Origin of the sequence: Streptomyces rubellomurinus (genome assembly GCF_000961885.1) — a bacterium.
GTDB classification, from domain to species: domain Bacteria; phylum Actinomycetota; class Actinomycetes; order Streptomycetales; family Streptomycetaceae; genus Kitasatospora; species Kitasatospora rubellomurina.
This window is the reverse complement of record NZ_JZKH01000109.1, coordinates 1-22,672: the sequence shown is the minus strand read 5'-3', so window position 1 is coordinate 22,672 and position 22,672 is coordinate 1. Positions and strand designations below refer to the sequence as shown.

The 22,672-nt window shown below is 71.2% G+C and carries 21 protein-coding genes; 4 read left to right on the top strand and 17 right to left on the bottom strand.

Going from position 1 to position 22,672, the window contains the following annotated elements; translation table 11 throughout:
* The 6 genes from VM95_RS33220 to VM95_RS45350 form a co-directional block, all read right to left on the bottom strand.
* A partial coding sequence (locus VM95_RS33220; RefSeq protein ID WP_045703993.1) for a cyclic nucleotide-binding domain-containing protein occupies positions 1-842 on the bottom strand: 842 nt, incomplete at its 3' end.
* A gap of 285 nt (positions 843-1,127) precedes the next feature.
* Positions 1,128-1,673: a methylated-DNA--[protein]-cysteine S-methyltransferase gene (locus VM95_RS33215; RefSeq protein ID WP_244179043.1), complete on the bottom strand. Its 546-nt coding sequence runs from the start codon at positions 1,671-1,673 to the stop codon at positions 1,128-1,130.
* Between the two features lie 133 nt (positions 1,674-1,806).
* Positions 1,807-2,040, bottom strand: coding sequence for a hypothetical protein (locus tag VM95_RS33210; protein WP_045703983.1), 234 nt, complete (start codon positions 2,038-2,040; stop codon positions 1,807-1,809).
* A 95-nt stretch (positions 2,041-2,135) separates the two neighbouring features.
* The gene (locus VM95_RS33205) at positions 2,136-2,954 is read right to left on the bottom strand and encodes a serine/threonine-protein kinase (protein ID WP_045703980.1); all 819 of its coding nucleotides are present in this window, start codon (positions 2,952-2,954) and stop codon (positions 2,136-2,138) included.
* Positions 2,951-4,867 carry an ABC transporter ATP-binding protein gene (locus tag VM95_RS33200; RefSeq protein WP_244179042.1) on the bottom strand — a complete coding sequence of 639 codons (1,917 nt, stop codon included), beginning with the start codon at positions 4,865-4,867 and terminating at the stop codon, positions 2,951-2,953. Before VM95_RS33200 ends, VM95_RS33205 begins: the two co-directional genes overlap by 4 nt.
* 24 nt (positions 4,868-4,891) lie before the next feature.
* On the bottom strand, positions 4,892-5,020 hold the full coding sequence (locus tag VM95_RS45350; RefSeq protein ID WP_279616858.1) for a hypothetical protein: 129 nt from the start codon (positions 5,018-5,020) through the stop codon (positions 4,892-4,894).
* Between the two features lie 683 nt (positions 5,021-5,703).
* Here VM95_RS45350 and VM95_RS33195 point away from each other — a divergent pair.
* The 3 genes from VM95_RS33195 to VM95_RS33185 all read left to right on the top strand — a co-directional run bounded on the left by VM95_RS33195 (position 5,704) and on the right by VM95_RS33185 (position 8,166).
* Positions 5,704-6,114 (top strand): hypothetical protein, encoded by a 411-nt coding sequence (locus tag VM95_RS33195; protein ID WP_045703977.1) that lies wholly within the window; start codon positions 5,704-5,706, stop codon positions 6,112-6,114.
* An 858-nt stretch (positions 6,115-6,972) separates the two neighbouring features.
* A complete protein-coding gene (locus VM95_RS33190) occupies positions 6,973-7,827 on the top strand; it encodes a hypothetical protein (RefSeq protein WP_045703975.1) in 855 nt (284 codons plus the stop codon).
* A gap of 81 nt (positions 7,828-7,908) precedes the next feature.
* Positions 7,909-8,166: a hypothetical protein gene (locus VM95_RS33185; RefSeq protein ID WP_045703972.1), complete on the top strand. Its 258-nt coding sequence runs from the start codon at positions 7,909-7,911 to the stop codon at positions 8,164-8,166.
* Positions 8,167-8,212: 46 nt separating this feature from the next.
* On the opposite strand, the gene mobF is transcribed toward VM95_RS33185, so the two are convergent.
* Positions 8,213-13,237, bottom strand: coding sequence for a MobF family relaxase (mobF, locus tag VM95_RS45345; protein WP_157882266.1), 5,025 nt, complete (start codon positions 13,235-13,237; stop codon positions 8,213-8,215).
* 316 nt (positions 13,238-13,553) lie between these two features.
* On the opposite strand from mobF, the gene VM95_RS33175 reads away from it, so the two are divergent.
* Positions 13,554-14,015 carry a hypothetical protein gene (locus VM95_RS33175; protein ID WP_157882265.1) on the top strand — a complete coding sequence of 154 codons (462 nt, stop codon included), beginning with the start codon at positions 13,554-13,556 and terminating at the stop codon, positions 14,013-14,015.
* A 100-nt stretch (positions 14,016-14,115) separates the two neighbouring features.
* Here the strand turns inward: VM95_RS33175 and VM95_RS33170 are convergent, their stop codons facing one another.
* The 10 genes from VM95_RS33170 to VM95_RS33125 form a co-directional block, all read right to left on the bottom strand.
* Positions 14,116-15,108 carry a hypothetical protein gene (locus VM95_RS33170; protein WP_045703966.1) on the bottom strand — a complete coding sequence of 331 codons (993 nt, stop codon included), beginning with the start codon at positions 15,106-15,108 and terminating at the stop codon, positions 14,116-14,118.
* Between the two features lie 192 nt (positions 15,109-15,300).
* The gene (locus VM95_RS33165; protein WP_045703964.1) at positions 15,301-15,558 is read right to left on the bottom strand and encodes a hypothetical protein; all 258 of its coding nucleotides are present in this window, start codon (positions 15,556-15,558) and stop codon (positions 15,301-15,303) included.
* Between the two features lie 940 nt (positions 15,559-16,498).
* On the bottom strand, positions 16,499-17,347 hold the full coding sequence (locus tag VM95_RS33160) for a phosphoadenosine phosphosulfate reductase domain-containing protein (RefSeq protein WP_045703962.1): 849 nt from the start codon (positions 17,345-17,347) through the stop codon (positions 16,499-16,501).
* Positions 17,310-18,302 carry a DUF2637 domain-containing protein gene (locus VM95_RS39355; RefSeq protein ID WP_052707719.1) on the bottom strand — a complete coding sequence of 331 codons (993 nt, stop codon included), beginning with the start codon at positions 18,300-18,302 and terminating at the stop codon, positions 17,310-17,312. The genes VM95_RS33160 and VM95_RS39355 overlap by 38 nt, the downstream gene beginning before the upstream one ends.
* A gap of 81 nt (positions 18,303-18,383) precedes the next feature.
* Positions 18,384-18,884: a hypothetical protein gene (locus VM95_RS44850; protein ID WP_244179041.1), complete on the bottom strand. Its 501-nt coding sequence runs from the start codon at positions 18,882-18,884 to the stop codon at positions 18,384-18,386.
* An 84-nt stretch (positions 18,885-18,968) separates the two neighbouring features.
* Complete coding sequence (locus tag VM95_RS33145) at positions 18,969-19,481, bottom strand: hypothetical protein (protein WP_045703959.1); 513 nt, start codon at positions 19,479-19,481, stop codon at positions 18,969-18,971.
* A 274-nt stretch (positions 19,482-19,755) separates the two neighbouring features.
* Positions 19,756-20,046: a hypothetical protein gene (locus VM95_RS33140; RefSeq protein WP_045703957.1), complete on the bottom strand. Its 291-nt coding sequence runs from the start codon at positions 20,044-20,046 to the stop codon at positions 19,756-19,758.
* Positions 20,047-20,131: 85 nt separating this feature from the next.
* Positions 20,132-21,286, bottom strand: a complete 1,155-nt coding sequence (locus tag VM95_RS44845; RefSeq protein ID WP_045703955.1) for a hypothetical protein — start codon at positions 21,284-21,286, stop codon at positions 20,132-20,134.
* A 102-nt stretch (positions 21,287-21,388) separates the two neighbouring features.
* Positions 21,389-21,931, bottom strand: a complete 543-nt coding sequence (locus tag VM95_RS33130) for a hypothetical protein (protein ID WP_045703953.1) — start codon at positions 21,929-21,931, stop codon at positions 21,389-21,391.
* 57 nt (positions 21,932-21,988) lie between these two features.
* Complete coding sequence (locus tag VM95_RS33125; RefSeq protein WP_045703951.1) at positions 21,989-22,432, bottom strand: hypothetical protein; 444 nt, start codon at positions 22,430-22,432, stop codon at positions 21,989-21,991.
* Positions 22,433-22,672 lie beyond the last annotated feature (240 nt).

Here is a 22,672-nt window from a genome sequence, read left to right as displayed (position 1 = left end):
TCGGCGACCCGGGTGTGCACCTTGAGGATCGTCTGCGCGACGCTCAGCTCGTACTCGCGCGGCTTCAGCTCGTAGTCCACGAAGGCGCCGGGCAGCTCGTACTCGCCCTCGTGGCCGGCGGAGAGGTCGATCGCCGCCTCGCCGTGCTTGTTCTGCGCCTGCTGGAAGCCGTTCAGGTACTCCATGATCTGCAGCTGCAGCGACTCGGAGCGGTCGTGCAGCTCCTGGAAGGACGGCCAGGCGAGCACCATCACGGTGCCGGACGTCGCGGCCCGGACGGTGTACGGCCAGGAGCCGTCCTCCTGCTGGAGCGCCTCGTCGCCGAGGTGGTCGCCGTCCGCGAGGGTGCCGACGACCGTCTCCTCGCCGTACTTGCCGGTGCCGAGGCGGTCCAGCTTGCCGTGCGCGATGAGGAAGACCTCGCTGATCGGCGTGCCGGCCGAGACCAGCACGTCGCCCGCGCTGAACTGCCGCTGCACGAAGCGCCCGGCCAGCTCCGTGAGCACCGCCTCGTCCTCGTAACCGCGCAGCACCGGCACCTCGGCCAGCGTCTCCGGGATGACGCGCACCTCGGAGCCGGTCTTGGCGAAGCTCACCCGGCCGCGACCCACCGAGTGCCGCAGGCGGCGGTTCACCCGGTAGGTACCGCCGGACACCTGCACCCAGGGCAGCTTCCTGAGCAGCCAGCGCGGGCTGATGCCCTGCATCTGCGGCGCGGACTTGGTCGTCGTGGCGAGGTTGCGCGCGCCCGCCGTGCTCAGACTCTGCTGCTGACGGATTCCCGACTGCGCATCCGGCTGCGCACCGGGCGCAGGAATACCGGCATTGGTTTCGGTCGACATAGGGGGAGCCCTTCGCATACCCGATGAAACGGCGCCTGCACATTCATGTTGCAGCTTCATGGTGGGCCCGTTCGGCGGCACTCCGCAATCACTCGTTCGAGTGGTTCGGAATAACCGAACAAATAGTATGACTCGATCACCCGATCGAAATGAATTCGATGATTCATTCGAAATCCCCCGGGTGCCGGGCTACCCCCGAGCGCCCATCCTGCCCCATCGACGCCCCCGCCCGCGCCTCCCCTTGACAGATCGGGCCGCCGTCCTGACGGATCGACAAGCCCCCTGCTACAGCGGACCGTTCCAGTCCAGCGTCGGCTCCAGCACCCCCTCCAGGGTGAGCAGCCAGCGCTTCACCTCGATCCCGACCCGGCCGCCGCCGAAACCGCCGATCCCGTCCGCCGCCACCACCCGGTGGCACGGCACCAGCAGCGCGACCGGATTCGCCGCCATCATCTGCCCGACCGTCCGGGCCGCCAGCCCGGGCTCGGTGACGTCCTCGAACACCCCGCTGCGGGCCGCCAGTTCGCCGTACGTGACGGTCCGGCCGTACGGCACCTCGCGCCAGAGCGTCTGCAGCACCGCGCGGTGCGGGCCGGAGCTGCGGCTCCAGTCGATCGGCAGGCCCAACTCCCGGCTGCGGCCCGCCAGATAGGCAGTGATCCGCTCGGTGACGAGGGACACCTTCGACGCGTCGGTGCACGGCGGCAGCTCGTCGTCCCGCCCACCGTAGCCGGCCGCCGCCACGCCCTGCGGCGTCACCGCGATGTGCATCGGGCCGCTCGGCAGCGGCGTCTCCACGGTCAGCCAGGACATCGACCAGGACTGCGACACGTTCGGGCCCCCACCCTCCGCCGGGCCGGCCGCCGGCCACCGGCCGGACGCCCGGGGAGCGTGCGCGCGGTGCCCGCTCCGCGCGCCATCGTACGGCGGGTCGGGCGGTCGGTCGCCGGGCCGCGGGACGGCCTCAGAGCCGCCCCTTCAGCTCCGCCGAGACCGCCCGCGCCCAGTGCGACAGTTCGGCCCGGTCCGGCGCCCGCCCCTCGCAGAGGACGGCCAGCTGCCCGTCCCCGATCCGGTTCGGGCCGGGGATCTCCAGCAGGTACGCCAGCTCCGCGAGCACGGTGGCGAGCCGCGCCGCGTCCCGGTGCTCCATGGCGACCGCGGACTCGTGATGGCTGATGGTGAGCGAACCGGGCATGGCGGACCTCCTCCGAACGCCCCCGCCCCTCCACCGTACGGCCGCCCGCCGCCACGCGCCCGCCTGGCGGCGGCGGGGCCGGGCGGGCCCCGCGCTCAGGCCTCCCACGGCGGGACGGCGCGGCGGCTCTGCGGGAGCAAGTCGTCCAGGGTGGTGGCCAGTTGGGGCAGGGCGGGGCGGGTGGCGGGATCGAGGCGCAGGCAGGCGTCGATCGCCTCGGCGAGCGGGGGCGGGAGGCGGCGGGCGGTGCCGACCGGGGGGATCGGGCCGGGCGGGCGGTCCTCGGCGGGGAGCGCGCCGGTGGCGGCCTCGTAGAGGGTGATGCCGATGCCCCAGACGTCCGTCGCCGCCGTGAGCTCGGCACCGTCCGCCTGCTCCGGCGCGAGGTAGCCGTCCGTGCCGACACCCGGGCTGCCCGGGCCCGGTGGGCGGGCGATGCTCAGGTCGAGCACCTTGGCGAGGCGGCAGTCGATCACGATGTTGGAGGGCTTGAGGTCGAGGTGCAGCAGGTTCTTCCCGTGCAGGTAGCGCATCGCCGAGCAGAGGTGCAGTCCGAGCAGGGCCAGGTCGGTGGCGGCCGGGCGGCGCGTGCGGCGGTCCAGGAGGTGGGCGAGGGTCTCGCCGGTGAGGGTCTCCAGGACGGCGTACGGCTGCGGGCGCTCGCCGGTGCCGTAGCCGCGCACCAGGTGCGGGTGGGTGAACTCGGTCAGCCAGCGGCCCTCCCGGAGCAGGCGCTCGCGCAGCTTGCGGTCGCGGCGGCGGTCGGGGCGGAGCACCTTGACCACGCAGCGGCAGTCGCGCTCCTCGCTCCAGGCGTCGTAGACGTCCAGCCAGCCGGTGCGGCACAGGTGGGCCAGCACCTGGTAGCCGGGGGCGACGGCCGTCCCGGCGGGCAGGGGCTGCCGGGAGCTCATCGGAAGGCCTGCGACTGCGGGAGGGGCGCGGGCGGGGGCGCCGGCCGCGGGGGCGCGGGCGGGGGCGCGTCCGGCGCGGGATCGGCCTGGGCGAGCCGGACCAGCCGGGCGTAGCCGTCGTCGCGGGCGAGGAGTTCGGCGTGGGTGCCGCAGGCGGCGACGCACCCGTCGCGCAGCAGCACGATCCGGTCGGCGTTCCGTACGGTCAGCAGGTTGTGCGAGATGATGATCGTCGTACGGCCGCTCATCAGCCGCCCCAGCGGCTCCAGGATCCGCCGCCCGGACTCCGCGTCCAGCCCGGTGGTCGGCTCGTCGAGCAGCAGGACCGGCGCGTCCCGGACCATCGCCCGGGCGATCGCGATCCGCTGGCGCTGCCCGCCGGACAGCAGCCGCCCGTGCTGCCCGACCACCGTGTCGTAGCCCTGCGGGAGCCGCCGGACGAACTCGTCCGCGTCGGCCTCCTGTGCCGCGGCCACGATCTGCGCGTCGGTCGCGCCCGGCCGCCCGTACGCGATGTTCTCCCGGACGGTGCCGTGGATCACCAGGGTCTCCTGCAGCAGCACCGCGATCCGCTCCCGCAGGTCGGTGAGGGCCAGTTCGCGCAGGTCGAAGCCGTCCAGCCGGACGGCGCCGCGCTCCGGGTCGTAGAAGCGCAGCAGCAGCTTCGCGGCCGTCGACTTGCCCGCCCCGCTCTCCCCCACCAGCGCCACCGTCTCCCCCGGCTCGGCGCGGAAGGACACGTCGTACAGCGCCACCCGGGTCGTGCCGGGGTAGCGGAACCACACCCCGTCGAAGGCCACCGCACCCCGCCCCCGGGGCGGCCGCAGCGGCACCGGCGGATCCGCCACCTGCGGCCGCTGGTCGAGCAGTTCGATGATCCGCTCGGCGGCCGCGGCGGCCGAGTAGAAGCCGTTGCTGAGCCGCGAGATCCCCCGGATCGGGCCGTACAGGCGCCCCAACAGGGCGACGAAGACCAGCAGTTCGCCGAGCGTGAGGCGGCCCCGGGCCAGCTCCCAGGCGCCCAGGCCCAGCACGACCAGCACCCCGACCAGCTCCAGCATCTCCACGATCGGCGCGAACAGCGCGCGAAGGCGGGTCGCCGCCATCGTCGCCCGGAACCGCGCCAGGCTCTCCCGTTCGAACCTCTCCTGCTCCCAGCCCTGCCGGTTGTACGCCTGCACCAGCGCGATGTTGCCCAGCGTCTCCTCCGCGAGCGCGCTCACCGAACCGCTGCGCCGCCGCCGCTCCCGCGACGCCGCGCGCACCCGGGCCGAGAAGCGCCGCGCGGTCAGCCAGAACAGCGGCGCGACCAGCAGGGCCGTCGCGGCGAGGTCCCAGCGCAGGTAGAACAGCACCCCCAGGAAGACGGCCAGCTCGGCGACGTACGCGACCGCGTCCAGGACGCCCGAGAGCAGGAACGTCTCGACCGCCTCGACGTCCGCGGTCAGCCGCGACAGTACGTCGCCGAGCCGCCGCCGCTCGAAGAAGCCCAGGGAGAGGCCCTGCAGGTGCCGGAACACGTCCGACCGCAGGGCCAGCAGGAAGCGTTCGCTGACCCAGGCCGAGGTCGTCTCGTCGGCGAATCGCAGGCCTCCCGCGGCCAGCGTCAGCCCGGCGTACCCGAGCGCGATCGGCAGGAACAGCCCCAGCCGGTGCGGCACCAGCACCTCGTCGACGACGACCTTGAACAGCCAGATCGCGGCCGCGTCGACCACGGGGCCGAGGAGGACGAACCCCAGCAGCAGAGCCAGCCAGCGCCGTCCCCCACGGGTGTAGGGCCAGAACCGCCCGAAGGTCCGCCGCAGCGGCACGGCCGGGGCCGGCGCGACGACCGGGTCCACCCGGCCGTCGCCGTCACCGGTGTCCACGGCCGTCGGCCGCCGCAGCGACCACACGTGCTTCGTCCCGGCCAAGGACCATGACCGGTCCGTCCGTCGTCAGTGCCGCGAATGCGTGCCGCGGCGACGACGCCGGTCGGCCGTCTTCGAGGTCCTGGTCTCCTTGCCGGTCCTGGTCCGCTTCCGCGGATGCCGCATCGCCGGCACCAGGTTGGCCAGCATGCTCATCGCTGCCACCTTTCTCTCGAACGCACCCCCACCAATGGGTACGCACGCAACCCCGGCGACGCTCACCCGCCCGCGCCCCTTCCATCGCCTGATGCCAGAGGTAGGCGGCGGAGTCGGACGACCGCCTCAGGACGTCCCCGCCTGGAACCGTCTTCACGTCCGGAGCTCTGTCACAGTAGGTCAAGTCCACCCGGTGGTGACCTCGAAAACGACGGAGCGAGGACGACGATCCGCCGGCCGCTTCTGGCACGCCCGTGGCACGGCCCGAGTAGGACCCCAGCAACGACGAAGGGCCAGTTCGACCGGGATCACCCCGGCGAGCTGGCCCTTGGCGCTGCGAGCCCCCTGTCGGGTTCGAACCGACGACCCCCGCTTTACAAGTTTTCGGCGGACAAGCCGCTGACCTGCGTAAACGCGACTGACATGCCGTCTGACCTGCGAAAGTCACTCTCGGTGAGTCTCGCAACCTCTCCACGTTTCTCGGCCTCATGTGTGCCGATTCCGTGCTGCGAGGCGGTCCGCCAGCCGTCTGACTGCTGCCGATTGGCTCACTGCTCGGCCGCTCGGCGGCCCTACAAGTATCGCAGGCCCACTGGCTCCCTCGCGGGCACCGAACAGGGCTGGACATCGCTGCGAACCTTCGGGCGGCGGCGCCCCCTCACCCACCCCAACCATCACGAAACGTGACCGAGGAGCTGACCTTGCACATCGACACCATGACCCCTCAGCGGTTCGCCGAGTTGCTCTCGGACTCAACCGTCCCCGCCGCTCACCGCGCCTTGTGGGCACTACTCGCGGAGGTTGAGTTCAACCTCACGGACTTCCTTTCTCTCGACGTCCGAGACACGACCGCCACCATGCTTTCCGCCGCTGGCGCTTCGAAGACTGGGCTCACGGAGATGCTCATCCCGGAGAACGCTTCGGTCCTACTCCAGGAGACCATCGGCGACCGCACGGAGGGCGCCGTCTTCATGGAAGATGGGAAGTCCATGTCCCGAGAGGCGGCAGTCCAGGCAGCACGGCAGTACGCCGGGTGCTCGATCCACGCCTTCCGGAACTCCGGCTTCGAATGGAAGTCCAGGCCGGCAGACTGAGCAGTTCGGGGCGACCCTGAACGCACGTACCGTTGCTGAACCCGAGCAAGATCACAATTGCTTAGCTCTATGAGTCCGTGCCTTGTTGAGCGGACTGCCACCCGCAACGTCCAGAACTCAAAGTGCCTGGCCAAAGGCCACGGAAGCCACCCAGGGCTGACAGGAGGATGGCTACCATGGAAAAAGCATCGACTGCCTGACACGTGCAGGGTTGCACAGCTACGGTGGTACCTGCTTGCGGGACTTATATAAGTTCCGCAGGGCTGTGGGGCGACCCGCGAGGGGTCGCCCCGATCCGCTCTCCTACGGATCACCCGAGGTCTACCAGTGGCAGAGCTGAACCACGATGGTCACGGCCGCAGCTGCGAACTGCGCGACGTGGACGAGGTCCGGCAGCCGCTGGTGGACTCGGCGGAGCGGCAACTTCCGCATCCTTCGGATCTTCTCGATCACTTCTCACCCCCTCTCGACACGTCGTGAGGTGGCATCGGAATGCGAAGTGACTGGACGTCACCGCAGCGACCACGGTAGGCGATCCCAAGTCCACGTGATGACGGTTTGGCGATTCCTGTGGATATCTCGAAGGTCGGCGACACCGCCAGCTTTCGGACTCCCACCACTCTGTTCCGCGGCCCGCGAAGCGCGACGGTGTCGGCGTGGCGAAGTGCCGACCGAAGCCGGCACCCCTATCCTCTTCTTGGGCCCGGAGGTGGTCCACGGCTGGCCGTTCGCCCGGACGAATTGTGCTGGAGAGCCGGCGGGTGGGATGCCCAACCTCCTCGCGATCGCCGTGCCATCAGACGTCTTCACCGTCTCACTTCGCGGCGCAGTCCGGGCTGTCGCCAGCGAGGATCTCCAATGCCGCATGTCAACGACCGTGCGCGCCTCAAGCAGTACCTGGCCCTCATGTCCGTGCCTCAGCACGTGCTGCGGGCGGCCATGGTCAACGGACGAATCGAGCTGGATACCAAGGACGCCGGCCAGCAGAGGTTCCAGGCTCTTCTGTGGGATCTGCTGTTCAGTTCCGGTCGTTCTCACCCGTGGGACCACCGCGGCGGACGGTCCTTCCGCGAGCTCGCCGGGTACTACGAGTGGGTCATGCCCGGGCCGAACCAGCTGACAATTCAGGTGAGCGTAGCTCCACGGGTAGCGCACTACCTGCTGCCGACGACCGCGACCTACGCTGACGGCTCACATGTGCACTTCGGCGTCCCGGGCCTGCGGATCGAACGTGTCTCTGCCCGTGCCGTCCACTTGCTTCACCTGCCCACGCAGGGTCGTCTCGAACTGCGCGAATCCCACCATGGCACCGTGCGTTTGATGCATTCGCGCCTGCGGTGGGAAACCGGCTCCGACGAGACCCCGGAGAACCTCACGTTCTGGCATACCTCGGGTCTCACGGATGCAGAGGAGAGCGCGTCCCCGCACTGGGCCCCCACTCCGTGTACGCCGTTGCGCAGTGGGCTGATGGTGCGCGCGAGCACCTGGTGGAGGCACTGGCCCCACACCGCCGAGATCGTTCCCGCGCGCCGGAGCAACACCACCCGTTGCCTGACATGGCGAAAGGGGCCGTCCTGCGCGGAGGTAGGGGATCTTCTGGTCAACAGCGCCATCCGAATCACCGACGCCGTCCACGGCTCCGACCCTGACGGGCTCGATGTCAGCGTGCTAAGGCTCGGGCCAGCCGCCATCGAGTTGGCGCGGACCAGCTAGCGGGCCGCCGAGCCGCGTTCGGCCACCCCCACTGAGGGCGCTCGACGTGCGCTCTCCAAGTGCTGCGGGCACCGTCGAGGTATGGGCGTACTGGTGCTGCTGGAGGTTCTTGCGGGGTTCGATCCGGATGAAGCTGACCCGGGCTTCGTCCGGTCGGTCCACGCCGCCGCGAGCGATCCTGAGGTGCTGGAGGACCCGCTGCCGACGACGCTCTGTGGCATCAGCACTGACCCGTTGGTGCACACGCACTACCAGGCCGGTTACGGGGAGCCGTGGTATCCAGCAGCGTTCGAGGACCGGCGATGCCGTGAGTGCGAGAGGGCACTTCGACGGCTCTGACCTCGGCACCGGGCCTGGGAGCCTCGGCCTCGAACGGTCATGATCGTCAGCGGATGCGCGGACCGCGCTGGTCCTGGCGAGCTTGCGGCGGCTGCTGGAATTGCTGCTGCGGAGCGGCGGGGCGCTGGACTGGGGCCTGAGCCTGACGCTGTTCGACGGGCTCGGGTCGGCGGCCGGGTACGGGCCGGGCAGCTCGGGTGGGCTGCCCGCCGCGCTGCTGGAGCTGGTCGCGGTGGGCCTGGCGCTCGGCCTGTCGGCCGGCTCGGCGGCGTTCGGCGAGGGTGGGCTGGCGCCGTTCCTCGGCCTGCGGCTGCTCGGGCTGGGTGGCCTCGGCGGTCAGCTGGCGGCGCTCGGTGAGCACGGCGGTGACCTGCTCGGCGACGGATGGCTGGGCCAGGGCGGCGTCGTCCAGGCGCGGGATGTTGGCGAGCCAGGTGGCGCCGGTGCGGGTGGCGACGGTGCGCAGGATCTCGGCCTGGTCTGCCTCGGGAAGGGCTCGGTAGACGTCGGCGGTGAGCTGGTGGCGGGCCTGCTGGTCGGTGTTCCCGGTGCTGCTCTCCGGGCCGACCGGCGCGGCGGCGGTCCGGCGGGCGGCGAGGGCTGCCGCGGTGGCCTGCCAGTAGGCGTCGTGGCCGGTACGGCCTTCCTCGATGTAGGGGCCGGCGGGCTGGATCGCGTTGTCGTCGGTGACCCGGTACTGGTCGCGGTAGGCGGCGACGACGGCGAGGTGCTGCTGCCACTGGGCGCGCTGGGTGGGGTCGGTCGGGGCTTCGCCGAGGGTCCGGCTCCACTCCGGGCGGTTCTCCACGGTGCGGTCGGCGAGCACCGAGAGCCGGTTGGCGATCAGGGTGGCGCTGTCGGTGAGGTACTCGTGGTGGAGCGGGTTGGCCGTGGTGGAGCGCGGTACGGCGCTGATCCAGGCTGGGAGGTCGGCGCGGCCGGAGGCGGCGCGGGTGTGGGCGAGCACCTGCTGCTGGGTGTGCTGGAGCAGTTCGGGCAGGGCGGTGCGGCCGGTCACCTCGGAGAGGGCGGTCTCCGCGGTGGTGCCGGTGTTCTCGATCGCCTTGAGGCTCCAGGCGAGGGTGCGCCACAGCTCTGCTTCGGCGCGGTCGCTCTGCTGGGCGGCGGCCACCGGGGCGTCGGCGGCGAGGTGGCGGCCGATGCGCCAGGCGAGGACCTGGCTGAGGCTGTCGGCGCCGGTGAGCGGGCGGCTCTCGGCGGCCTGGCGCAGCAGGGTGGCGGGTTCGTGGCCGGCGTTCTCGGCGCGACGCAGGGCGGCGGTGAGGGCGGGCCAGGTGTTCTCGTTGCGGGCGCGAGTGGCGTGCTCGTCGCCGAGGACGGTGGCGGCGAGGGCCTGGTGGCGGAGGGCTTCGGGGGCCTGCTGGTGGTGCTCGGGGATGCCGTCTGCGGCCAGGGTGGTGCGGGCGGCGCGGGTCAGGGCGGTGACCGGGTCGCTCGTACTGGTGGCCTGGCTGGCGGCGGCGGTGAGCAGGTTGGTGGTGTCGCGGCCGGTGCGTTCGGCGGCGGCCAGGGCACCGGCGAGGTGGGGCCACTGCGGGTGGGCGGTGACGCGGTCGGTGGTGGTGTTGAGCGTGGTGGCAGCCGCGGTGGCGTAGTGGTTGAGGGTGTCGGCGGGGACGTGCGGGTGCGCGTCGGCGGCCTGGGCGGCGGCGGGCGCGATGCGCAGGGCGGCCGGTTCGGCGGTCGCGGTCTCGGGGTCGAAGCGGTGGGCGGGCAGGTTGGTGAGCTGCGCGACCAGGGCGGCGTAGCGGGTGGTGTCGGCGGTGGTGGGTGCGTTGAGGTGGGCGGGGGCGGGGCGCTCGTTGGTGATGGTGCTCAGGCGCCAGGCGAGGGCCTGGGCCGGGGAGTCGGCGGTGGTCAGGTCGCCGCGCCAGGTGGCGGCGGCGATCAGCCGCTCGGGCTGCCAGCCGCCGGCTTCGGCGGTGCGGAGCGCGCGGGTGACGGCGGTCATCGCGTCGTCGGTGGTGATCTGCTCGGCGAGGGCGGGGCCGAGAAGTCGGTGGATGAGCTGGTGGTAATAGGGGGCGGTCAGGGTCTCGGTGGCGTGCTGGTGCCGGGGTACCAGGGTGGCCAGGGAGACGGCGTCCTCCTGGGCATTGCGGATGGTCTCGGTGGCGGAGAGCTGGGCGCCTTCGCGGCTCAGAACGCGCTCCAGGACCTCGCGGGCGGCGAAGGAGTTGGGGTCGTTCTTGGGCTGGTCGAGCTGCTCGTCGGTGTCGAAGGGAAGGAGTTCGTGGGTGGCGGTGTAGAGGGTGGTCGTGTGGCGGGCGCGGGTGAGCTGGACGTACAGCTCCTCGCGGGTGGTGTCGTCGGTGACCAGCGGGTGGGCGGTGTCGACGGTGCCGCCCTGGGAGCGGGTGATGGTGGAGGCGTAGAGCAGCTGGACGTTGGCGGCGACGTACTCGGCGGGCAGGGTGAGACGTCCGCGGTGTTCCATGTGGCGGACCTTGAGGGAGCCGTCCTCGTGGCGCTTGAGGATCTCCCAGGCGTCGCCGTTCTTGAGGAAGTCGCGGCCCCGGTTGGTGGTGAGCTTGCGGTCGTTCTTGCGGGTGACGATCCAGTCGCCGCGTCCCGCGCGGTTGCCGTCGCGCAGCAGGACGCCGTCAGCCTCGACCTGACCGGCGGCCACGCGGTCCTCGCGGGCGCGGGCGGAAAGGGCGGTGACGTCGGTGCCGGTGCGCGCGCTGATCAGGGTGGTGCGGCCCGCGAGCATGTCGGTCTTCCAGCCGTCGTACGCGGCTTCGACCATGGCGGTGCGCGAGCCGCTGACGACCCGCTGGTTGGCGAAGTAGAAGTCCAGCCCGGCGGTGTCGCCGGTGCGGATCTTGAGGGTGGCGGCGGCCTCGGTCTTGTTGCTGAACCGGTGGAGGGTGGTGAGTTCGACGGCGCCGGCTTCGGCGGCGATCAGCCGCAGCGCGCCGCCCGCTTCGACGCTGCTGAGCTGGCGGTAGTCGCCGAGCAGGCGCACCGTTGCGCCGCGCTGATCGGCGATCTTGACGAGGCTGTCCAGGTTGAGGGTGCCCGCCATCCCGGCCTCGTCCACCAGGACGACGTCGCCCGGGTTCAGGACGAAGCCGGCCCGGCTCTCGGGCACGTTCCGGCCGCTGAGCAGCTCGCCCATGTACTTACCGCCGGTGTACTCCCAGAGGAACTTGTGGAGGTTCTCGGCGGGCTGCTTGAGGTCCTTGGCAAGGACGGCGGCGGAGGCTGCGGAGGTGGCGAGCGGGACGACGCGCTGGCCGGCCTGGTTGGCGACGTGGACGTACGCCTGCATCGCGGTGGTCTTGCCGGAGCCAGCCGGGCCGAGGCCGAGGGACACCAGCCGAGGGTCCGTGATGAACGCGGTGACGAGGGCGCGCTGGCCCTCGTCGAGCGCGCGGTTGCGGGCCTCGAAGCCGTCCAGGGCGGCGCCGACGAAGGCCGGGTTCGGGCCCTCGGTGACGGGGGTGAGCGCGGCGGTGACCAGGCGGCGCTCGGCGTCCAGGATGGCGGTGCTGGTGTAGCGGGTGGAGGCGTGCTGGACGAACACGGAGTCGCCGTTGGCCCGGCGCAGTTCCTCGGGCTCGTCCAGCAGGGTGGGGGTATCGATGCGGACGCTGTGCGTCGGGGAGATGGCCTCGGTGACGATCGCCTCGACCAGCTGCTGGTGCTCGGCGGTGCTGGTGGTGGGGTGCTCGGAGCGGGCCAGGCGCTCGGCGTGGGCGCGCAGGTTCCACACCGTCCACACCGCGCGCTCCTCACCGACAGCGGTGATCACGGCCGCGGCGAGGGTGGGGATCTCGACCGGCTTCGGCTCCTCCTGCCGGGCGGTGGCCGGGGTGCTTTCGGGTGCGGGAACGGCCGCCATCACGCGCTGGACGATGTCCGGACCGTGGGCGGTGGTGATGGTGTGGGTCCAGTCGGCGCGCATCTCCTCAAGGGAGCGGGCGGCCTTCTTGCCCTCACGGGTGTCGAGGTTGGCCTGGCGGGCGAGCTGGTGGGTCATGCCGCGGGAGGGGTCGTGGCCGTGCTCGCGCCGGTACTCGCGCAGGAGCTGCTCGTAGCGGGCTTCGATCTCGGTCCGGCGGGAGGAGAAGTGGGTGATCGCCTCGACGGGGACACCGACGATCTCGCGCACCGGCTGGCGCTTGGTGGCGGAGTCCTCACGGGCCTCGAAGGTGACGCCGAGCCGGGCGGTCAGCTCGGTCTCGAACCGCGAGTTGTAGAACTCGGAGGTGGCGACCGTCATCGCCAGGAGGCCGCGGGCATCCAGCGAGCGCCACTTCCCGTCGATGCCCTGGATCTTGTTGGCGAGGACGACGTGGGTGTGGAGGTTGGGGTCGCCGGCCCGGGAGTCGAAGTGGTCGAAGGCGACGGCGACCAGGCCCTTGGTGTCGATCTGGGCCTGGCCGGTGCTGCCGGTGCGGGTGTACGCGGCGTTCTCCTCCAGCAGCTCCAGCGCGGCGTCGCGGGCGGCCTCGTGGGCTGCGCGGACGGCGGCGCGGACCTCCGGGCGCTCGTCCAGCGCCCACAGCACCGCGGCGGACTTCACCGGGGCGAAGACCAGGTCGAAGCCCGCGACGGCGGCGCGCTGGCGGCGGGACTCCTCGTGCTGGACCTTCTTGATCTCGGCGCTGCTGGGGGTGCGCCGGGTCTCCTTCTCGATGACGGCCAGGCGCCGCTCGACGCGCTCGGCGAACGGGTCCAGCGGCTCGTACTCGGGGTACTTGCGGCCGAGGGTGGCGGCCTTGATCGCGGCGGCCTGGACGGCCTTGAGCTGCTCATCGTCCATGTCGGCGCGCACGTTGGCGGCCAGGTGCTCGGCGATGATGCGCTGGGCGTCCGGGTGCTGGCCCAGGCCGAACAGGTGCTTCATCTGCTGCTCGGTGACGGTGGTGCCGTCGAGTTCCAGAAGGGGTGCGCCGCGGCCGAGCCAGACGCCCGCCGGGTTGCCCTTCTGGGTGTAGTACTCCTCGGCGGACTGACCCCGCTGACGCTGTACGTCGCCGCCCGCGACCTGGCGCGTCAGGTAGGTGTAGCCGTTGCCGGCGGTGAGCTTGTGGATGGTCATCAACGCGACCACCCCCAGCTTTTCCGGTTTCGGATGAGGGTGGGTGCAACGGCTATTCGAGCCGCCTGTTCACCTACCCCATCAAATGCCATGTGAGTACTTTAGCCCCGCGCAGCGGACCATGCTCAGAATATCTGCAAGAGGTGTCTGGATGACTTGGCCTGACTGGCATATGGCCAGCTCAGGGCCTCTTGTCGGGCAGTTTTAGTGATTCGCCTCTCGGTTTTTCTATCGAGACTTCTCGATGTTTATCGGCGCCTATCATGCGAGGATCTACAGGGTTTATCACCTGCGGTTTTGCGGCTATGGTTCTGGCATGAGCGGACGAATTTCGGCGTCGCGGGCCAGTGCGGTTCGGGCGGCGCAGAAGGCGAAGGCAGCGCGGGACGCGGAGCGTCTCCGGCGCGAGAAGCAGGTGGAAGCGGCGCTGACCGACTTCTACGAGCAGACGGGGAGGGCGGAGCAGCTGCGGGCGAGCGCGAGCGCGCGGGCGGCGAAGGTCCTGGCGGACGCGGAGGCGGCTGCGGTGGAGCCGGAGCGACGGGCGCGGGAGGCGGTGGTCGCCCTCCACGGTCTGGGCGAGCCTCGTGATCAGATCGCCGAGCTGACGGGGCTGGCGCTGGGGGACGTCCGGACGATCCTGGCGGAGTCGGCCGGGTCGGCCGCGCCGCGGGACGGCGGGCGCGGGGCCGGGCCGGAGGTTGCGGCTGGGGCCGGGCCGGCGGGCTCGGCGGTCGGCTCCGGGAGCGCCGTGGTCGGCGAAGCGGTAGCGGGGTGAGCGGGAGGTCCGGGCGTTGCCGGGTGCCGCCCGGGGTGAGGAACGGCGACGGCGCTGCCGACCGTGATGGTCGGCAGCGCCGTCGTCATATCGGGTCCGGTTACCTGCGCCAGAAGGTGTCGAAGGCTCTCGGGTCGTAGCGCGTGCCCTCGTCGGTTTCGATCGGGGTCGGGCAGAGTGGGTCGCCGGTCTCCCGACCGCGCTTGAGTCGCCGGCTCACCGCGCTGAGGGTGACTCCGTAGTGGGCGGCCAGCTCGGTCGCCGAGCGGACGGGACCGACCAGCCAGGCACGGTGTTCGACGGTGCCCTCCTGGTCGTAGCCGAAGTCGCGCAGCACGGCCGCCTGCTCGGCACTCGGCTTCCCCGTCTCGGGGAGGTACCCGAGTTCGACGAGGACGGCGGTCTGCTCCGGGGAGAGCGGACCCGACTCGGGCAGGTAGCCGAGACGCCAGAGCACCGGCAGCAGGGCGGCGGCAGGCCACACCCGCGAGCGGCCCACCTTGCCGCTGCTGAGATCAGCGATCTCGGGGCGGCGGACCAGGGTCTTGACAGCTTCCTTGCCCCGGCCGGTGAGCCGTTCGATGGCGGCGGTGGTGAGCACGTCTGACGTCGGCGTGGTGGCCGGCTTCTCCGTCGCGACCGGGGGTTCGACGGTACCTCGGGGACCGGTGCGGCGGTGGCGTCGGCTGAGCCACGCCTTGACCTCGCCCCAGCTGTACGTGCCCAGGGCATCGCCGACCGGGAACGGGTCGCTGCTGTCCTTGTAGTGCGTGCGCATCGGGCTCAGCGTGCCGCGAGCGATGCCGGTCCGGTTCGCGATGTCGGTGATGGTGACCCGGTCGGTGTCCGCCCCGGGCAACTCGGTGACGTCGACCCGGGCGGCCTGGTGGGCGCGCATCCACTTCACGCAGGCATCGCGCGCGAACCGCTGCTCGCCTGCGTCCTCCGGCACGGTGCCCTCCGGCCACTGCGGGTCCTTGATCAGGCGGCGGACGGTGAACTCGGACAGGCCGGTCGCGCTGGCGATGTCGGCGACGCTGAGGCTGTCGGACGGGGCAGCGGCCAACCGCTCGGCAAGCGTCACGGGGGCCATCGGCTAGGTCTCCTTCGGGTAGGCCGGCGGGAGTGACGGCCTCCCTGTTCCGACATGCACTAATCTACCTGCGCGAGGTAGCCGTCTTTCGGGATCGGTCTTCTCGTGGGAGGGGGCCAGACAGCTTGCCCAGCCGACCCGAGAGGTCGGCACGGCTTCGGCCGTGCTGCTGGCCCCCGGCTTCCGTTCAGGTCACGCCGCAAGGGTGACCGAGCGCCGGGTTCCTGGCGCGGTCTGGTGATGCAGTCGCTCCCACCAGGCGCCGAAGGCGGGCCGCTCTTTGTCGAGAACGCCGGCCGGTGCGAGGGCGAGCGCCTTCTCGATGGCCGGGTAGCCGTTGGTGCGCGGGATGATCTCGGCCCTGGTGATGCCGTACTCGTCGGTGACGACGCTTCCGGCGGAGGTGGCGCGGAGCATGTGCTGGGCGTCGTCGTGGTTCCCGGTGAACACCGTACGGACGCTGCGCCACGCCGCGCCCTTGGCCGCGGGGTCGTCGCGGCGGGGGTGGACGATGCGGCGGACCTCGTAGACGCTCCACCGTTGCCGTCGAAGGTCCTCCTCGAACCGGGCGAGGACGTCAGCCCGTGGGAGCGGGCGAGGTCCTGGGCTGCGACGCTGCCGTAGAGCTTCGAGCGCGGGTTGAGGGCCATGGCGGTGAACTCCAGGGCGAGGGCTTGAGCGCCGATGGCCGGCTCCGCCCGCCAGCGTTCGATCAGCTCAGCCCGGCCTCGGTGGCCCGCCGAGAAGGGGCAGTAGCCGCACGCGGACCTCGACCAGGGCTCCCCGAAGAGGTCGAGCAGGTACTGCGCGCACTGCTGGCGGTCCCACCCCCAGTCGTTGATCAGCGGGTACTCGGGACGGCGGCCGGTGGCGGTGAACCCCTCGTCGCGCTCGGCTCGGTGCAGTTCCTCGGTGGCGAAGCCGAGGACGTGTCGGAAGGGTCGGCCGTCGAACTCGTCGCCGAGCCACCCGTCGAGTACATGGCCCTTCGCGTGCAAGCTGCATAGCCGACGTTTGGCCGCGAGCTGCGGGACGGTGCCGCTGGCGCGCAGCTCGTCGGACAGGCGCCACGGCCCCTTCATGATCAGCCGGAGCGGGGTTCGGGAGTCGTCCAGCACGGTGTACCCACCGCGCTGGCTGGTGCGGCTGATCTGGACGAGGCGCGTACCGGTGCCACGCAGCAGCGGCAGCACGTGTTCCTCGGTGAGGCGGCGGGTCACGTCCGGCTCGTCGCCGGTCATCGCGGTGAGCACGGTCAGCCGCTCCAGAGGGAAGTCGCGACTGGCCGGCTCGGTGAGCCAGCGGGCGAGGACGGCAGTGCTGTCCAGGCCCATGCCGTAGCTCAGCACGACGGGGAGGTCAGCGTCCGCGGGGGCATGGCCGGTACGGGTCATGCGGCACACCCCTCCGTACGCTCCCCCACGGTGCAGGATGATGCCCCGTACGGGCGCAGGGGGCGTACGGGGTCGGCGTCCGTACGCTCGGCGGCGGTGATGATCTGTTCCATCGACAGGTCGCGGCGGAAGGGCTGGCCGATCTCGTCTTCGACGAGGACGTAGTCGAGTGCGGTGTCGGGGGCCATCCGTGCGGCGGTGATGAGCTGGGCGCGTCCGGCGAACGGGCACAGGCGGCAGCTCAGGCGGGGCAGGTGCTGGTAGGCGGGGTGGGGCGGGATGCCGCTGGCCCGTACGGTCTTCCACACGTCGTCGGTGTTGAGTCGGTGGATGGGCAGCCAGGTGGTGATCTGGCGCCGGCCGGAGCTGGCGGCACGGTCCGTGCTGAGGGTAGGGCGGCGAGCCCGTACGGTGCTCTCGTCGGCGCGAAGCCCGAGCGAGGTGACGATGTGCGCGGGGCGGCCGGTGACTTCGAGCCGGGCGGTCAGCTCGGTGTAGAACTTCCTGGCTACGTCTCGCTTCAAGTACGAGCGGCAGAAGGGGGTGCCCGGTCCGGGCCACCGGCCGCGGGACCGGACGAGGTCGAGCAGTCCGCCGCGCTCGCGGCGGCGGACCTCGAAGGGCAGCCCGTACGCGGCGGCCTGGCGGGCGGCGAGGGCGGGCACTCCGTCCCATTCGGCTTCGCCGAGGTCGAGGTGTAGCACGACGGTGCGTTCCAGCATCTCCTCGGTGGCGGTGGTCGCCCACAGGTGGAGCATCGCGGCGCTGTCCTTGCCCGCGCTGTTGTTCAGCACGTACGCGTCGGCGTCACGCAGCTGCGGCGGTATGTGGAGGGTGGTGCTCACGTGCGGGTTCCTTGTACGGGTTCGGTGCGGGCTGGGAGGTGGGGGGTACGGGCTGGTCGTCGGCGTCGCGGGGCGTACGGACCGGGTTGAGGGGCTTCGGCGCGTCCGTACGGGCGGTGGCCTCCTGCGAGACGGAGGGTTCCGCACGGCCCCGGTGGAGCTTGCGGGCCTCGCCGACTCGCTTCTCGCACCAGGACCGGCCATAGCCGGTCGTACGGGTCAGCGCGTCGTAATCGGGCTTCCACTGCGGGTCGGCCCTCATCGCGGCGAGCAGCTCGGTCATGACGCTCAGCTGAGTCGGCCGCTGCTGGGGCGGCTGAGGCCGGTCGGGCTGCTCGTCGTTGTCGCGCTCGTCGGGGTCCGGCTCGGCCGGCTCCGGTTGCTGGGGCTCGTCCGCCGGTGGTGCCGGGGCCTGGTGCGCGGCAGCCTCGGGGTCGTCATCGTCGGTCTCTCCCGCAGGGTCGTCCTGCGGTTCACCGGATTCGGAGGGTGCGGCTGGGGCCTGCGGGTCGGTGGAGCGGGACTCGATGATTCCGGCGGCGGCCAGGAACGCGACGGCGGGCCAGGCGGCCATCACATATCCCCAGGGTGTGGGCTGTGCGACGGCGAGGTTGGCGGCCAGGCTCATGGCGACGCCGAGGACCAGGACGGCCCGGGGCCAGCGGGCGGAGTGTCCGTGGCGCTTGCGGCGGCGCAGTTCGGAGACGGCGCCCAGGGCCATCAACTCGACCGAGACGGCGATGGCGTACGCCACCCAACCGGTCTGGCCGGCGCGATCGGCGGTTTGGACGACGTGGGCGAAGGACACCGCGAACGCCGCGACTCCGAGGACTCCAACGACGATGTCCGCGGTGAGCGCGTCTCCGTCGCGCGGGAGGTGGAACCTGGTGGGTGCCGGCTTGACGGAGGCGTTGTGGAAGGGCGCTCTGTTGCCGGGGTGGGTTGGGGTGCTCACGTGGTGCTGGTCTTCCGGGTTCGTGGGAGGTCGTCGCGGCCCGGTTGCCCTCCGGGCCGCGACGGTTGACGGGGCCTGATGTCAGCGGTGCTCGCCCAGATGGCGCTTGCGGCTCTCGTCCACGTAGCTCTTGGTGGTGGAGCGGGTGGCCCACCCGCACGTGCACTCGGCGGTGGAGTAGGCCCGCCCGGGGCACCCCTCGGTGAGGGGCCTGCCGCTGCTGGTGTGCTTGTGGGTAGGCGGGCACTCGCTGTCGTCCGCGTGGTGGTCGGTGCGGGGTGCGCGGTACTTGAGCGAAGGAACGTTTCTTCTCGGCTGCCGGGTCGGGGGCGAGGTGGGGTGAACCTCGCGTTCGCGGCGCTCGGCGGTCGTCTTCATCGCGGCCCACTCGGCTTCCTGAGCGGCCCACTCGTCCTGGGTGAGGGCATCGCCGACCACGGGGTCAACGGTGTGGTGGAAGTGGGTCTTCCAGTCGGCCGCGACCAGGCGCCCGGCCTCGGCTTGGGCCGCTTCGGGGGTGGCCGCGGAGACGGTCACCACGTGCACGGTGATGTGGTCCACGGGAACGATGTACGTCGGCATGCTTCTGGTCTCCTGGGCAGTTGGGGGCTTGGTGCTGGCCGGGCTCGGCGTGGCCGGGTGGTTGCCGGGCCACGCCGAGGCGGTTCAGGAGTCGGAGGCGCCTGTCAGGGGCTCCCAGTTGCTGCCGTTCCAGAACTCGGTCACGGCGCCGAGGGTGAGGGGTTGGCCGAGTGCTTCGAGAAGCTGCTCCCGGGCGGCGGCGGTCTCGGGCATCACGGCGTTGGCGGTGATCCGGGTGCGGTCTGCGGTGACCTCTCGGACCATCGTGCGGCCGTTGCGAAGATGAGCCCGGAGCGCGCGGGCGATGTTGTACTCCTTGACCAGCAGGTCGAGCAGCAACGACGTGCTGACGGGACGGCCGTTGAGGCGGCATGCGTCGGCGAAGCGCTCGAAGTCGGCCGCGTTGAAGTCCTTACGGGGAACGAACTCGGTGTCGCCCCCCGTGCCGTGGTTCTCCGCGCTTCCGATCGTCACGCGGCCGTGGCTGAGGGTGGCCTTGAACGGGAAGCCGCGCCGAAGCGTCAACTCACGGTAGGCCGTGACCTCGTAACGGGGCTGGTCGGGGGTCTGGAGCCCGGTGTGGGGCAGGGTCGGCACGGTGTGGTTCTCCTGGTGGTGCGAAGGGTGAGGGTGTGCAGCAGGAGGGCCGGGAGGGGTTGGGCCGAGGTGCGGGGTCGATCCCCGCAGCTCGGCGCCCCGGGCCGGGTGCCGGCTGGCCACGGGCGGCAGAGGCCGGCGGGCGGTGCGGCGCTTGGTGCTGCGATGGGAAAGCGGCGGGAGGGGTTGGGCCGAGGTGCGGGGTCGATCCCCGCTCCTCGGCGCTCCCGGCCGGTGGGCCGCCCAGCGTCGCGCTGGGCGGCGGTTGGACCGGTTAACCGGGCTGGTCAGCCTCGGCCTCGGGCGCGGGCTCGGGCTCGGCTTCCGTCAGCTCGCTGATGACCGTCTCGATGCCGATGGTCGTCCTGTGGAGCAGGTCACGGGCGGCGGCGGCGCGGACGTCGTACAGCTCGAAGTACCGGACTTCGTCGCGTGGTTCGACGGGGCAACCGTCGCGGTTCGGGTCGTACGTCGGGAGGGCTGCGCGCAGCTCCTCCTCCCACTCCTCTTCGAAGGTGGTGACCTCGGCGACCAGATCGCGCAGGCGGTCGGCGGTGGTGTTCATGGCGGGCTCTCCCTCGGGCGCACTGGGCTGCGGTGGCTGGTCCGTGGCGGGCCGCCCGGCCCTTTCGGGCCGGGCGGCGGGGCGGTCACAGCGAGGCAGCCAGCTCCATGGCGCGGATGCCGAGCGATTCGAGTTCGTGAGCCTCGTCAGCATCGGGGAGGGTCTGGGCGACGGAGGTCACGGCGTGCATGACGCCACCGGCGGACAGGTCCGCACCCCGGATGAAGTGGGCGAAGATGTCGGCCCGGACCGCTTCGGAGAACCGGAGACGCTGGCTGACGGTGGTAATCGCCTTCTCGGGGTCCGTGATTTGGGCTCCGGCCTTCTCCTCGATGTCCCGCAACTGCCGGAGGATGTAGTCGCGGTCAAGGAAGGTGCGCACGGCGTCGGCCGTCTGGGAGGTGACCAGGTCCAGGGTGCGATCCTGGGTGGTGCCGCTCCACTGGATCACTCCGTCCGCCTGACGTCCGCCGATGTGCACGGACTTCATCGCGTCCTTGGTGATGGTCATGCCGTTGTCGCAGACCTGGACGACCAGCCGGGGCACGATGCTGAACGCTCCGCAACCCGTCTCCGAGTTGGAGATTTCGAACCCGGCGAAGACGGTGGGGTTGTCGGCGCCTCCCGCCCCGGTGAACGGGGAGCGGTAGTTGCGCAGCAGTTCGGGGGCGTAGGCGCGAACCTCGTCCGCGACTACGCGGACGTACATCCGCTGGTCGGTGAGGTCGCAGCTGTCCAGGCGGACCTGAACCCCCGCGTCGTAGACACCCCGGAGTGCGGCCGTCAGGATGTCCAAGTTGTCGATGATCCGGTAGCTCGCGGAGAGGAACGCGCGGGCCGTACCGGCGTCCTCGCCCTGGCCGGGCCGGAGCGTACGGATCATGTAGCTCTTGGCCTCGCGGCTCTCGTGGTTCAGCCAGCCATTGACGTTCTGATCCCACAGCTCCGGGGCCTCGACGCGGGTCTTGCGCAGGTAGCCCACCGGGATGCCCAGCTTCTCGGCCAGCCCTGCCTCGGCGACGCCGGTGAGGCGAAGCTCGGTGGCCTTGCGGGTGACCCCGTCAGGGGTGATGTCGTACTCGTAGTCGCTGCCGTCCACGATCAGTCGACCACCTTCGGCGCGGATGTTCTGCGCCGGGGTAATGATGTCGGCCTTGCGGGGCTGCTGCTCCCGCAGGATGTCCACGATCTCGCGCAGACTGGCGTTACGGGTGGAGGTCTTGGCCAGGGAGATGGTCATGTGTGAGGTCCCTTCGCATGTGGTCAAATCGTGGGCCGCTGGCCGGGGTTGCCCTCCCCGACCAACAAGACAAGAATACATTAAAGAGGGTTTTTAGGCAAGTCACTGGACATGCGGACGCCTGGTCACCTCGTCCACCATGTCCGACATCTCTTGAAAGACGGACACGGTGACGGCCGCCGACCATCGCCGGGTGCAGGCGATGGCCCCCCCGGCACTCGACTCCCACGCGACCGCCGCGCGCAGGCCGGGCCGCACCGGAAGTTCGGGGCTGACGACGTAGTGCGCGCCGGGCAGGTAGGCGTTTCGCCACGCCCTGCCGATGGTGTCGAGGGAGCACACGAACGCCAGGCGCAACTGCCACGGGACAGTGAGCCTTCCGCCCTCGCGCACAGCCGAGACCCTGGCCTGCGCGCCCGCCAGGAAGGCGTCGAGCGCGACCAGCGCGCGGCACGCCTGCCCCCAGTCGGCGACTGCGAGCGTTGGAACGGAGGGCAGTTGCGCAAGCTCCTCCGGGGCCACCTCTCGGACGACGGCGGCGGCGGCGTCGAAGCGCGACCCGATGGCGGACAGGACGGCGAGGACCTCACGGGAGCGGGCCGGACGATCAACGGTGAGATCGTGGTGGACGTCGATGATCTTCATGCAGTTTCCTTCGAGCGAGGGCAGGCCACGGCCCGGCGGTCCGGGCCGCATGGAGGGTCAGTTACGGAGGCCGGACGCCCAGAGCAGGCCCGCGAAGCTGCGGGCGACGGCGGCGGGATCGTCGCCGCCCCGGGTCCACGTGGGCACCTTCTCGTCACGGACCTGCGCGGCGGGCGCGGCGTAGATCGCCCCGCGATACAGCGCGTACTCCTCGCCGGACTCGGGGACGCGCAACTCCCAGGTGCCCAGCTCTTCGCACATGATCTGGACGGCGTAGGTCCGCGCGGAGTGGACGATCACGACCGTACGGGGCGCACGGGGGATGCCGATCTCGGTAAGCATGTGGTCGAGTTCAACGGCGGCGGCCAGGCGTTCGGCGTAGGGGAGTTCGGTGATCGCTTCGGGGGTGAGCCAGCACCAACCGCAGCCGGCCCCTTCGGCATGGCCGCACTCGGCCCGCTTGGCTTCGTTGATCTCCCGGAGGCGCATCAGGTCGATCATGCTCAGGTGACACCTTTCAGTCAGTTCCTCGTGGGCTGCCGGTCGGGGTTGCCCTCCCCGACCAACAAGACCAGCATACACTAAAGAGGGTTTTCAAGCAAGTTCACGGACAGAACTCCCCACCCCGGGAAAGACGGGTGACGGACCGTCAGTTACGAGGGCGCACCTCCCCCGTCCCCCCGACAGCTGCCTGGGGTCCGGGGCAAAGAGGCCGTCCGGGTCAAGGGCCGGCCGAAGGCC

Bases quoted from the DNA above. Each gene is read 5' to 3' on its own strand.
- VM95_RS45350 (WP_279616858.1), bottom strand. From the start codon at position 5,020: ATGAGCATGCTGGCCAACCTGGTGCCGGCGATGCGGCATCCGCGGAAG.
- VM95_RS33210 (WP_045703983.1), bottom strand. From the start codon at position 2,040: ATGCCCGGTTCGCTCACCATCAGCCATCACGAGTCCGCGGTCGCCATG.
- mobF (WP_157882266.1), bottom strand. From the start codon at position 13,237: ATGACCATCCACAAGCTCACCGCCGGCAACGGCTACACCTACCTGACG.
- VM95_RS33170 (WP_045703966.1), bottom strand. From the start codon at position 15,108: ATGGCCCCCGTGACGCTTGCCGAGCGGTTGGCCGCTGCCCCGTCCGAC.
- VM95_RS33190 (WP_045703975.1), top strand. From the start codon at position 6,973: ATGCCGCATGTCAACGACCGTGCGCGCCTCAAGCAGTACCTGGCCCTC.
- VM95_RS33175 (WP_157882265.1), top strand. From the start codon at position 13,554: ATGAGCGGACGAATTTCGGCGTCGCGGGCCAGTGCGGTTCGGGCGGCG.
- VM95_RS33205 (WP_045703980.1), bottom strand. From the start codon at position 2,954: ATGAGCTCCCGGCAGCCCCTGCCCGCCGGGACGGCCGTCGCCCCCGGC.
- VM95_RS33140 (WP_045703957.1), bottom strand. From the start codon at position 20,046: ATGAACACCACCGCCGACCGCCTGCGCGATCTGGTCGCCGAGGTCACC.
- VM95_RS33125 (WP_045703951.1), bottom strand. From the start codon at position 22,432: ATGATCGACCTGATGCGCCTCCGGGAGATCAACGAAGCCAAGCGGGCC.
- VM95_RS33185 (WP_045703972.1), top strand. From the start codon at position 7,909: ATGGGCGTACTGGTGCTGCTGGAGGTTCTTGCGGGGTTCGATCCGGAT.
- VM95_RS33130 (WP_045703953.1), bottom strand. From the start codon at position 21,931: ATGAAGATCATCGACGTCCACCACGATCTCACCGTTGATCGTCCGGCC.
- VM95_RS44850 (WP_244179041.1), bottom strand. From the start codon at position 18,884: ATGCCGACGTACATCGTTCCCGTGGACCACATCACCGTGCACGTGGTG.
- VM95_RS44845 (WP_045703955.1), bottom strand. From the start codon at position 21,286: ATGACCATCTCCCTGGCCAAGACCTCCACCCGTAACGCCAGTCTGCGC.